Raw genomic sequence first — 12,706 nt, 5'->3', positions numbered from 1 at the left:
TATTTTAATTTTCCTATAATTTGAAAGAAATTACAAGCCTTTTTGTCTATTTATCTCTGTGGGAAGCAACAGTTGGCCGGATATTTCAGTCCCTTCGGGAAGATTTCCTTTTTTGCCTTCAATGAGAATCTGTATTTTATTTACATCCTTTATCTGCTTCATACTATATAGTATCTGCTTCAAAATCCCCTCTTCCCTAGCGGTACCCCCATAATTCTTTATTTCTTTATTTAAATCCAATACCAGAAGGTCTTCATCAATCCTGCTATCTAGCACCTCAACTCCTGATGGAATCTGAGAATATATCCTTTCATTTGCAGGCTTTGTGGCCAGCATTCTTATTATCTCTGCCGGAAGTTGCTCCTTTGAGACCCCGATATATTCCATCGAAATCGGAAGGATAAACTCATTCTTATCCTTTATATATTTAAACATATAAACGTCGACCTTTTTTAATTTGTCCGCAAGGTTTATCTTATCCGAATTAATTAGGACATTGTCTCGGCCAAGAATGCTCGATATATAGGTGCCATATTGCAGCTTTTCCTTTTCCATGCCTTCAATTAATATCTTAACGCCATCAATTGTATTAAATTCAGTAAGGCAGTATACAACACCTGCTACTATATTATTCTCTGCCGCTTCGTCTTTGTAGTTCAAAATACGGTCATTGAAGTCAACTGTTGCAATACCGTCCTTTATGTTCATTCCCAATATTTCCGTGCCTTCCGGCAAGACAGGATATAGTCCTAGAGGCTCTAATGCACTGCGATTTAAATCATTATCGATCATACATTTAAGAGATGCTTTTGCAATGCCCTCTTCTTTATTAATGTCTCTCGTAATAGGAATGAGTTGATTATCACTGTCCCTGTAGTACACAGTTACAGCAAGCATTGCTTTTTCCCTTTCGCTCTTCTCCCCATTTCTCTCACTGCCTGCCGGTGGTTCTACAGCACTTAATACTCCTTTATCAATATCATCGTCAGCATCACCTCTGCCTGCCACATTGCCGCCTACTGTCCCTTCCAGATTTATCGCATCTTCCGGGCTTATGACTTCTTTATCTCTATTTGAACTACTTAAACCTTTTTCATCTTCAGTTATTTTATCCGTCGGTATTTGACATCCGTATAAAAATGTAACTGACAAAACAATAAAAAGACATATCAGCTTCTTCATATTACCTACTCCTTACAGTAAAATATTAGTATTACTGTAATTATAGACAGAAGCTGGGCATAATATAATCTTTTTATAAAGTTTTATTATCTTTTTTATTATGCATTATTTATCGTTATATCCGTTTGGATGGGCTTCGTGCCACTTCCACGCAGTGCTTATAATTGTCTCGAGGTCAGCCATTTTAGGCTGCCAGTTTAGCTCCCTTTGGATCTTTTCGGATGAAGCAACCAGTATTGCGGGATCTCCAGGCCTTCTTGGAGCGTCCTCGGCTTTGATTGTTCTCCCCGTAACCTTGCGCACCACATCAATAACCTCTTTTACAGAAAAACCTTTTCCGTTTCCAAGGTTATAAACCTCGCTCTCTTTGCCCGCTCTCAGTCTTTGCAGCGCAAGATAGTGGGCATTTGCAAGGTCGGAAACGTGTATATAATCCCTTACACATGTTCCGTCCGGAGTATTATAGTCATTTCCAAATACCTTTATGGATTCCCTTTTGCCCAATGCAGCCTGAATAACAAGGGGAATCAAATGACTTTCAGGAGAGTGGTCTTCACCTATTTTGCCACTTTCGTGGGCACCGCTGGCATTAAAATACCTCAAAGCAGTGTATTTAATACCATAGGCTCTATCACACCACTTAAGAGCCTTTTCAACGGATAGCTTTGTTTCACCGTATGGGTTGGTAGGAAATGTCTTGTCCGTCTCTAAAATCGGCACATTTTCCGGTTCACCGTAGGTTGCAGCCGTAGAAGAAAATACAATTTTATCGACTTTGGCATCCTTCATTGCCGTCAAAAGGTTCAGTGTTGCGACAACATTGTTATTATAGTACTTTAAGGGATTTTGGACACTCTCGCCCACCTCAATATAGGCAGCAAAATGGATAACTGCTTCAATATCGTTTTCCAAAAATACCTTTGCCAAAAATTCTTTATCTCTCAAGTCACCTACAATAAGCTTTGATCCTGCCACAGCATCCTTATGACCTTTTTCAAGGTTGTCAACAATTATTACCTCTTCATTTTTTTCAATTAACTCCGCCACCGTATGACTACCAATATAACCTGCGCCTCCTGTAACCAATACTGCCACTCTAAACACAACCTTTCCTCTATGTTTATTATGTTACTGAAGATAGCAAAACCATATGCCACTATTTTGCATACGGCTTTTCACAACATATTCTTCATCCATATTTTATAATAACACAAAGTTTCTTTATTTAAAACAAGAGATAATAAAAAAGAAGGCAGCTTTTTACACCACCTTCTTCAATTTATTATTCTATTTCCTGCAATGCTTTTAATATTGAGTCACATAGCGCTTCTGCCGCTTTTTGCCGGAATTCTTCCGTCTTAAGCTTCTCCATATCCTCGCTATTGGTCATAAAGGCAATTTCCGCCAGTGCAGCCGGCATTTTAGTCGCTTTAAGAACTACCAGATTCGGCCTTTCCACAATTCCTCTGTCTTTTGTATTGAGCTTGCTAATGAGATTGTTCTGAATAATCTGTGCAAATCTTTTACCCGTCAATCCGGTGCTTCCTGAATGCGATGGATAATACAGTGTCTCCGTTCCATGGTACTTTGAATAATATGCATTATTATGAATACTCAAAAATAGTGTTGCGTTGAGGTTGTTTGCAATATACGCCCTCTCATATAAACCGACATAGCTGTCATCCTCACGAATCATATAAGTATTGACATTTTTACTCTTTAACAATTCATTCAATCTTTTTGCAATATCGATGTTGAAATCCTTTTCATAATAGCCCCCATGAACCGCACCAGGTTCTGAACCTCCATGCCCGGCGTCGATAACCACAAGCCTATCAGCCTTAGAAGCCTTTTTTAACAGGGTGATGGTTGTATTTTTCACATCGCCCCGGGTAATTACCAAATAGCTGTAGCTCTCTTTGGTGTTAAATTCTATGCTCGTTTCATTGGTATCAGCATTTTGCGTAATCTCAACATAATCTACCATTCCATCGTCTATCTGCATTATGCCGCTTCCTATATCAGCAAGATCTGAAGGAAAAGTTATTGTATATCTTTTTCCGTCAAGGCCATATTTTTCGGTATAAAGTTTTTTGAGATTCGCTCCACCCTCTGTGAGCTTTGCTCCCTCTAAGATAAAGTGCACTCTGTCCATGGTATTGTTGTACTGTATATTTTTGAAGGTGGGCTCCATAAGGTATATTTCCAGCTTCCCTTCCAATTCTCCCACATGGTACTGCGGGTTACCTTTTAAATCAATAACAACTCTGACAACACCAATCTCGTATTGTGAATACCTTATCGCACTTATCAAGCCTTTCTTTACCTCAATGGTATCCGCCTTTTTGTCAACACGGGCTCCTTGTATATCAATCACAATGCGGTCAGGTTGTGAAATACGCTTTATATCATAATCCTCATAGTTATTTACTTCAACTATGACCTTACTATAACTCGATGTAACAACATAGTCCACCGAAACAAGTCCATCCTCACCGCTTGGAGTTTTACCCGGTGTTAGAGTTGCTGTTGGAGTTGGACTTACCGACGATGTCGGTGTTGCAGTTGGTGTTACCGTCGGTGTTGGGGTTGCGGTTGGTGTAACAGTCGGTGTTACTGTTGGTGTTGGCTTCACTGTTGGAGATATCGATGGAGAATCCGGTGAAGCCTCCGAAATAGCCAGTATCAATTTCCCTTCTTTTTCAATCACTTGGTATTGAGCCTTCCCTTTAAGGAGAATCGCCACCTGTGAATACGACTTGTCAAAACCAATATATTTGATACTTTCAATCATGTCACTGCCAACACCGATGGTTTTCTCTTCAGAAGGCCCTAGGGCATTAGGTATATCTATAACAATTCTGTTTTTCTCAACATTCTTAACAATATTATAATTTTCATAACTGTTGAGGCTTAAAACAACCTGGTCCTTATCAACATCAGGTTCATAGGCAACATAAAGAACATTGTCCCGAGCCCCATTGTCTTTGCCGCTCCCCCCTCGGTTCGGCAGCGAAAGCACAGGATTTTCCGGAATAGGTGCTCTGGATATATATACGATAAGGTACTCTCCCGATTTTATAACCCTATGGTTTAATTTCTGCTGAAGGTCAACCACTACTCTTGCAACATTATCCACCTGATTTGCAGATCTTATCGCTTTTATCAGGTTGCTTTTTACTTCAATATTCTTTATTTCGCCTTCAATATATGCCCCAGATACATCAACCACAATCCTTTCAGGATCCGGAAGGGCAAAAGAATTATATCCTGAAATCGAATCACATTTTATATGTATTTCTTCATGATCAGTTTTAATAATATGTTCAATATCAAGCTTGTTACTACTGCCGACAGTCCCAGGTGTACTATAGGTGTTCTCTTTTTGAAGATTTAGTACAATACTATTTCCATCTTCTTTTACTATGTACTGAGGTTGACCGACTACATCAAGCACCACTCTTGCGGTCTTGTCATCGGGATTTCCGCAACGTATCGAATTTACAAGTTCACTGCCCACACTAATACTAGACTGCACATTTGAAAGCTTTGTGTTTGGGAAATCAACAACAATTCTATCTGGATTTGCAGCTCTCATTACTTTATATTCCCGACATGCATCCAACTCTATCTTTACCTGATGTAAATTGCCCTCGGTTTTATAATTGATATCATTTATGCTGGCAACAGCACTTTTTTTGCCGTTCAAACTAATCTCACCCTTTTCCGGGTACCAGCCAACTTCCATGCCCAGTTGCTCGCCCACGAAACGCAAAGGCACTAAAGTCCTGTCATTTATGATCTTCGCCGGGACTTCCATCTCAACTTTGGTACCGTTTACCAAAGCATATACATCATTTATTTTAAGCTCTATTGTATTGCCGTCATAAGACACCGTCACTTTTTTACTGGCCGCATCCCATCCAACCTTTGCACCGAGCTTTTCAAAAATAGCTCTGACAGGGACCAGTGAACGTCCATTAATTATAATGGGGGGAATATCGGTATCAACAATTTCATTATTAACCTTCAAAGTAAAGATATTTCCCGTATACTCCTGTACTTTCCCATCATAGTTTAGCGTTAATGCCTCTGCAAACATACTGAAGCAATTAAACACAAGAGACATCACAACAAACAGAATAAATAGACCTCTTTTCATATGAACACCTCTTAAAATTATTTATCATTGGTAATTAGTTTTATGTTATCTTATGGAGCTGCCCAATATTTGTAAATTCTAAAAAAACGACAACATATATTATATGATATTCGACATCCTTGTGATAATTCCTGTCGGAGAAAGGCTTTTAAACGATTTGTAATTAAATTGTAATAGTGCAGTTGATGGTATAATTTTGCCTCTTTCATTTTATTCCAAGAGGCAAAACGCAAATAAAGGAAGCCAAGGTAAGGCTTCCTTCATTATTTAGCAAGTTATAAAAAACAAAACTGTATTAAAGTGTTATTCCTACTGCGTTTACTAGAAAATTCAACTTATCACTGTTTAGATTCTTATTAATATCAATACCGTCGATATCTAAAAGTCCTACAGGGTATACAGGTATCTGCAATACCTGTTCCATATAGTCTCCCAAGCCTTTTAACAGTGAACCTCCGCCTATTATGAATATCTTTCCGACTTTCACACCATAACACCGCGCTTCATAGAAAGTGAGGCACATATAAATCTGGTTTAAAAGCTTGTCAACTACTTCCTTTAAAGTTCTATAAACCTTTATATGATCCTCATTGGTAGTATGAGGCGGCGGAACCGTAATACCATACAATTTCTTAAGTCTTTCAGCTTCGATTATAGATTTGCGCGCACCCTTTGCTATTGCATCATCCAGATTGGTGCTACCGGTAAGTATTACCTTGTTAAACTCCAGTATCTTATTTCTTAAAATATTTATAATTGTTGTCTCCGAACCAAAATCTATAACAGCAAAAGCATCTTTATTCAACTGACTTTTATTGGGGTTTACAAACTTCACATTGTCAATACTAACCTTTATATCCCTGTTGAAGAACTTTGCCGTACTGTTTGCAGGTATGTCAACTGAGACAGGCTTTAAGCCCAGCTCAAAGAGAACATCTATGTAACTATTTATTATGCTTTTTCTTACAGCAGTCACAAATACTTTTATCTTCTCGACATTATCCTCTTTAAGCTCTTGCAAAATCTTGTAGTCAATTTTATGTTCCTCGGGATTAATAGGCATATTGGATATTATCTCATTATAAACAAGTTCATCAATCTCCTTTCCAGGTACCTTTTCAATCATAAACACCCTGGAAATTATACTGGTCCCAGACATGACAATCTTGGACTTTTTTACCTTCATCTTGTTTTCCCGAATTATCCTGCTGATCTCACTAGAAACCGCATCGACATTTTTAATAACGCCGTTTTTAATACAGTTTAAAGGAGTAGGAGCTATTCCAAAGTTATTGATGTAAACTTCATTATTCCTGTTTACAGCCACCTCAACAACTTTGATATTCCTAAAACCCACATCAATACTTAGATAATTATTTTTCAAAAATGGCAACAACATACATCATTGACTCCCTTAACCCCATAATAGAATTGACTTATAATCACCAAAACTTTCTTTCCAATTATACATTAGCACAATATTGAAAAAAAATCAATAATTATGCATGAAATACCCAATTATTAAATTCAAAACTTTTCTTATTTGCTTTTTCTCTTCTTTTTTAGTTCTTCTGCTTCCCCATAAGATATTATACATCCACAATACTTTTGTCTGTAAAGTCCCAATTCTTTAGCTTGTTGCTGTCCCTGTCGAAAACCGGGCCTAAAGTCCTTGTAATAGAATTCGGTGCCATATTTTTCGGCAGCCTTTTTGGCCAGTTCAACAATAAGTTCATGCTTTTGATAGGGACTTACCAAAAGAGTCGTAGTAAAAGCGTCAAAACCATTCTCTTTTGCAAACTGAGCAACCATATCGATTCTTAATGTATAACACATATTGCATCGATTTTCATTGTCCTCACCTATCTTTTCCCACATCTCCTGCTGGAAATCATCCATATATTCCACAGGAATTTTTTTAATCTCCGCAAATTTCTTGACATTTTCCTTTCTCCTAACAAACTCGTCGAGCGGATGTATATTGGGATTATAAAAGAGCCCCTCAAAATCAATACCTTCTTCCTCCAGCACGCTCACAGGATATACGGCACAAGGTCCACAGCATATGTGCAGCAATAGTCTCATTTTTTCCTCCGTTATTAATAGTTATTTATACAGCCAAACCGCATCACTCATATCTGAGCCCGAAATGCTCGTAGGCAAGCTTTGTGGCCATTCTTCCCCGGGGTGTTTTGTTTATAAACCCAAGCTGCAAAAGATATGGCTCATATACATCCTCTATTGTGTCCGCTTCCTCTCCTATTGTAGCTGCCAATGTATCAAGTCCCACAGGACCGCCTGCAAATTTATCAATAATACTCATAAGGAGATTTCTATCCACAGCGTCAAGGCCAATTTCGTCAACTTCCAAAGCGTCAAGCCCAGTCTTTGCTATCTCTTTTGATATAACCCCATCGGACTTAACTTGGGCAAAATCCCGAATCCTTTTTAATATCCTATTGGCAATTCTCGGGGTACCCCTAGCACGTCGAGCTATCTCCTCAGCAGCCTCATCTTCTATCTCAGTATTCAGAATTTGCGCAGACCTCTTTACAATCAGCTTCAATTCCTCCGTAGTATACATTTCCAACTTATTGATTACACCAAATCTATCCCTTAAAGGAGATGTCAAAAGTCCTGCTCTGGTAGTTGCACCTACCAATGTAAATTTCGGAAGGTCAAGTCTTATTGACCTGGCACTGGGGCCCTTTCCGATGATTATGTCCAGAGCATAGTCTTCCATGGCAGGATACAATATTTCCTCAACACTCCTGTTAAGCCTATGAATTTCATCTATAAAAAGGACATCAAAATTACCGAGATTGGTCAGTATAGCAGCCAAATCCCCAGGCTTTTCAATAGCCGGACCTGAGGTAACGCGTAAATTGACACCCAACTCCGACGCTATTATGCTGGCAAGGGTCGTCTTACCCAGCCCGGGCGGTCCATAAAGAAGAACATGATCTAATGCCTCATTTCTCTTCTTTGCTGCCTCAATAAAAATCATAAGGTTCTCCTTAACCTTTGCCTGTCCAACATACTCTCCGAACCTTCTGGGCCTTAGACTCGACTCTTCGACATCCTCTTCATTCAGTTTACAACCGACAAGCCTATCCTCCATTGCTACAACCTCCAAATTTGTATAAGTAAGTCTTTTCCATTTACTCTATCGGTCTGCACCAAACCGCCAATATAGATATGCTAATGCTCACTTAAGGCCTTGCAAGTCCTTTAAGAGCATTTTTTATTATGGTTTCAATGTCCATATCCTCTGTATAAACCGCAGATACCGCCTTATTTGCTTCAGCCGGAGTGTATCCCAAAACCATAAGGGCACTAATTGCCTCCGATACCTTTGAGTCATCTCCGCCGGAAGTTCCGATATCAGCTTCAATCCCTATATTTGAGGTCAGCTGTTCCTTATTTATCTTGTCCTTAAGTTCAAGTATTATCCTTTGAGCAATTTTCTTTCCTATCCCCTGCGCTTTTGTCAATGTTTTTATATCATCGGTTATGACCGCAAGGCTAAACCTTGAAGGGGATATTGCCGACAGAACAGATATTGCCGCCTTCGGCCCTACGCCGGAAACACTGATTAAAAGCTCGAATACATTGAGCTCCTCCTGATTAACAAATCCATATAGGCTTATATTATCTTCACGAACATAAAGGTATGTGTAGACCTTTACCTCTCCCCCCACCTCACCAATGCCTGCAATGGTAGACAGGGACGTAAAAATCCTATACCCCACTCCGTTTGATTCAACTATCAGAAAGTCATTATTCTTGTAATCAAGCCTTCCTCTAATATATGCAAACAATTTTATTTCCTCCGGTTAAGTTTTTTCGAATACTTTTAGGTCTATATTATAGTCCGTAACCCATCATTCTATAAGAATGGGCATGACATACTGCCACCGCCAGCGCATCCGCCACATCATCCGGCTTCGGTATGGCCGGAAGATTTAATATTGCCTTTACCATCTGCTGCACCTGTGCCTTCTCCGCCCTTCCGTATCCCACTATTGACTGTTTTACCTGCAGGGGGGTATATTCAAAAACCTCAACCCCTGACTGAGCGGCTGCCAAAACCGCAACACCTCTTCCATGTCCCACGGCAAGGGCTGTTTTTATATTTTTATTGAAGAAAAGCTCTTCAATAGATATTGCCTCAGGCCTATACTTTTCTATAATTTCCTTCAAACCGTTATATAGAATTAAGAGCCTCTTTGGAAGCTCCATTGAGCTTTCAGTAGTGATTGCACCATAATCTACTGAAGTAAATCGGTTACCTTCATATTTTACTATACCATAACCGGTAATTGCAAACCCGGGATCAATTCCCATTATAATCATTGATTATATCCTCTCTGAAAATATTTGTGAATAATTATATATTACATTGCATATTTATACATTTTATTATATAATATATCTCATTATATTGAAAGCTTTAACTTTGCACAAACTATTTACATGCTTCAAAGTTAAGCATTTTTAATTTACTAATAATATATTCTAACATATTTAAGGAGGTATTTGTATGAGTCAAAAAGAAAAAGTAATCCTTGCCTATTCCGGTGGTCTGGATACTTCAATAATAATTCCCTGGCTTAAAGAAAATTATGATTATGAAGTAATTGCAATGGCGGCTGACGTAGGTCAGGGCGAAGAGCTTGATCCGTTAAATGAGAAAGCCATAAAAACCGGAGCAAGCAAGATATATATTGAAGATCTCAAGGAAGAATTTGTGACAGATTATGTTTTCCCTACAATAAAGGCTGGTGCTATATATGAAGGAAAGTATCTTTTAGGTACATCCTTTGCAAGACCTATTATCGCCAAGAGAATGGTTGAGATTGCTCAAAAGGAAGGTGCTACAGCTATCGCTCACGGAGCAACAGGAAAAGGGAATGACCAGGTTCGTTTCGAACTTACTGTCAAGGCTCTTGCTCCTCACCTGAAGATCATTGCTCCTTGGAGAATATGGGATATCAGGTCAAGAGAAGATGCCATTGAATATGCCGAAGCAAGAAATATTCCAATTCCTGTTTCCAAAAAGGACAACTACAGCATGGACAGAAATCTCTGGCATTTGAGTCATGAAGGTTCAGATTTGGAAGATCCATGGAATGAACCCCAGTATGATAAAATATTAAAGCTCATGGTTTCGCCTGAAAAGGCCCCGGACAAACCAACCTATGTTGAAATATACTTTGAAAAGGGTATTCCAAAGAAGGTTAACGGTGTAGAGTACGGACCTGTTGAGCTTATTGAAGTTCTTAATAAAATCGGCGGTGAAAACGGTGTAGGAATCGTTGATATGGTAGAAAATCGCTTGGTTGGAATGAAATCCAGAGGCGTTTATGAAACCCCTGGAGGAACTATTCTTTATGCTGCTCATAGAGAGCTTGAGCTTCTGTGTCTTGACCGTGACACCCTCCACTACAAAGATCTCGTATCCCAAAGATTTGCAGAACTTGTTTATTACGGACAATGGTATACACCTTTGCGCGAGGCTATTTCAGCCTTTGTTGATGTTACTCAGCAGACAGTTACCGGTACAGTAAGGTTAAAGCTATACAAAGGCAATGTCATGAGCGCTGGAGCAAAGTCGGATTATTCCCTTTACAGCGAAGAGCTCTCCACCTTTGGAGAAGATGAGGTATATAATCAGAAGGATGCAGAAGGATTTATAAACCTCTTTGGTCTTCCAATGAAGGTCAATGCACTTATGAAAGAAAAGAATAAAGGCAAATAAGGTGATAAGATGAAGCTTTGGGGCGGTAGATTTGAAAAAAGTACCGACAAATCAGTAGATGATTTTAATTCATCCATAAGATTTGACTGTCGCATGTATAAACAAGATATTTTAGGAAGCATTGCCCACGCCAAAATGCTTGGAAAATGCAAAATTATTTCTGAGGAGGACTCCCTTCTTATTCAGAATACATTAAGGGAGATACTTAAAGACATTGAAGAAGGTCATGTTGATTTCGAGATTGATGCCGAAGACATTCATATGAATGTTGAGAAAATCCTCATATCCAGAATTGGTGATGTAGGAAAAAGGCTTCATACCGGAAGAAGCCGCAATGACCAAGTTGCTCTTGATATCAGAATGTACCTCAGGGATGAGGTTATTGAAATCAAAAAAATACTGGCCGAGCTTGAAAGAACACTTATAGAAATAGCAAAAAAGAATATTGATACCATTCTTCCGGGGTATACCCATCTCCAGAGGGCTCAACCCATAACCTTTGCCCATCACATGATGGCATACTTTCAAATGTTTAAACGCGACATTGAAAGGTTGGACGACTGCTATGTAAGAATTAATATAATGCCCTTAGGTTCCGGAGCTCTGGCATCGACAACTTATCCCCTTGACAGGTATATGGTTGCCGAAGAGCTCGGATTTGATGGAATAACCGAAAACAGTCTTGATGCTGTAAGCGACAGAGATTTTGCTATTGAGCTTTCTGCCTGCCTTTCAATACTGATGATGCATCTTAGCCGATTCAGCGAAGAAATCATTCTATGGTCCTCCCATGAGTTTGGCTTTATTGAACTGGATGATGCTTACAGTACCGGAAGCAGTATAATGCCTCAGAAAAAGAACCCGGATGTAGCAGAGCTGGTCAGAGGTAAGGCTGGAAGGGTTTATGGTGACCTTATGGCTCTCCTTTCCGTTATGAAATCCCTTCCTCTAGCTTACAACAAGGATATGCAGGAAGATAAAGAAGCCATCTTTGATGCTGTGGACACTGTAAAGATGTGTGTTCCGGTGTTCACCAAGATGATTAAAACCATGAAAGTAAAAAAGGAAAATATGTTCCGAGCTGCTCAAGGTGGGTTTACAAATGCTACGGATATAGCAGATTACCTTGTTAAGAAGGGCATTCCCTTTAGGAACGCTCATGAAATCATCGGAAAAATGGTTCTTTACTGTATCGAAAACAACAAGGCAATTGACGAGCTTGATATGAGTGAGTTTAAAAGCTTCTCAGAGCTTATAGCCGAAGATGTATATGAAGAAATAAGTCTATCAAAGTGTGTTTCCGGCAGAAATCTTCCCGGAGGTCCGGCGAAGGAAAGCGTTATGGCTTCAATTGAAAATGGTCTTAAGTTTCTATCGAAATTATAAAATTATTTATTCTTGAATAAATTGAAACGAGCTGCGGCAAAATCAAGTAGATTTTTATGCCGCAGCTCTTTATTTTGTCTATTACTTAGGTAATGTAAATAATTTTGTGTATCGGAATTTTTACAATCCTCCTTAGCAAGAAATTTTGAATTTTTGAAGTTTACAGAATGTTACCTTAAATCATTTCTTCATTATATATTATTGCCAGTTTTGCC

Annotated in this window: 10 protein-coding genes; 2 read left to right on the top strand and 8 right to left on the bottom strand. The window is 39.0% G+C overall.

Translation table 11 applies throughout. The annotated features are described in order from the left end of the window. Positions 1–30: 30 nt before the first annotated feature. From EFD62_RS13445 to ruvC, 8 genes are all read right to left on the bottom strand, one after another. Positions 31–1,182 (bottom strand): GerMN domain-containing protein, encoded by a 1,152-nt coding sequence (locus tag EFD62_RS13445; protein WP_069194284.1) that lies wholly within the window; start codon positions 1,180–1,182, stop codon positions 31–33. A gap of 105 nt (positions 1,183–1,287) precedes the next feature. Beyond that, complete coding sequence (gene galE / locus EFD62_RS13440; RefSeq protein WP_128706285.1) at positions 1,288–2,277, bottom strand: UDP-glucose 4-epimerase GalE; 990 nt, start codon at positions 2,275–2,277, stop codon at positions 1,288–1,290. A gap of 187 nt (positions 2,278–2,464) precedes the next feature. Further along, positions 2,465–5,344, bottom strand: coding sequence for an N-acetylmuramoyl-L-alanine amidase family protein (locus EFD62_RS13435; protein ID WP_128706277.1), 2,880 nt, complete (start codon positions 5,342–5,344; stop codon positions 2,465–2,467). A gap of 295 nt (positions 5,345–5,639) precedes the next feature. Continuing rightward, positions 5,640–6,743, bottom strand: coding sequence for a type IV pilus assembly protein PilM (gene pilM, locus EFD62_RS13430; RefSeq protein WP_069194286.1), 1,104 nt, complete (start codon positions 6,741–6,743; stop codon positions 5,640–5,642). 140 nt (positions 6,744–6,883) lie between these two features. Then, entirely contained in the window at positions 6,884–7,429 is a 546-nt protein-coding gene (locus EFD62_RS13425) for an epoxyqueuosine reductase QueH (protein ID WP_128706276.1), read from the bottom strand. A 43-nt stretch (positions 7,430–7,472) separates the two neighbouring features. After that, positions 7,473–8,465 (bottom strand): Holliday junction branch migration DNA helicase RuvB, encoded by a 993-nt coding sequence (gene ruvB / locus EFD62_RS13420; RefSeq protein WP_069194288.1) that lies wholly within the window; start codon positions 8,463–8,465, stop codon positions 7,473–7,475. A gap of 91 nt (positions 8,466–8,556) precedes the next feature. Continuing rightward, positions 8,557–9,165, bottom strand: a complete 609-nt coding sequence (gene ruvA, locus EFD62_RS13415) for a Holliday junction branch migration protein RuvA (RefSeq protein WP_128706275.1) — start codon at positions 9,163–9,165, stop codon at positions 8,557–8,559. Positions 9,166–9,211: 46 nt separating this feature from the next. Next, positions 9,212–9,700, bottom strand: a complete 489-nt coding sequence (ruvC, locus tag EFD62_RS13410; protein WP_128706274.1) for a crossover junction endodeoxyribonuclease RuvC — start codon at positions 9,698–9,700, stop codon at positions 9,212–9,214. A gap of 187 nt (positions 9,701–9,887) precedes the next feature. Between ruvC and EFD62_RS13405 the strand changes: the two genes are divergently transcribed. After that, positions 9,888–11,105 (top strand): argininosuccinate synthase, encoded by a 1,218-nt coding sequence (locus EFD62_RS13405; protein ID WP_069194291.1) that lies wholly within the window; start codon positions 9,888–9,890, stop codon positions 11,103–11,105. 9 nt (positions 11,106–11,114) lie between these two features. Further along, the gene (gene argH / locus EFD62_RS13400; protein ID WP_069194292.1) at positions 11,115–12,491 is read left to right on the top strand and encodes an argininosuccinate lyase; all 1,377 of its coding nucleotides are present in this window, start codon (positions 11,115–11,117) and stop codon (positions 12,489–12,491) included. The last annotated feature ends 215 nt before the right edge of the window (positions 12,492–12,706 follow it).

Origin of the sequence: Acetivibrio mesophilus, assembly GCF_004102745.1 — a bacterium.
Classification (GTDB): Bacteria; Bacillota; Clostridia; order Acetivibrionales; family Acetivibrionaceae; genus Hungateiclostridium; species Hungateiclostridium mesophilum.
This window is presented reverse-complemented; position numbering and strand designations above follow the sequence as displayed.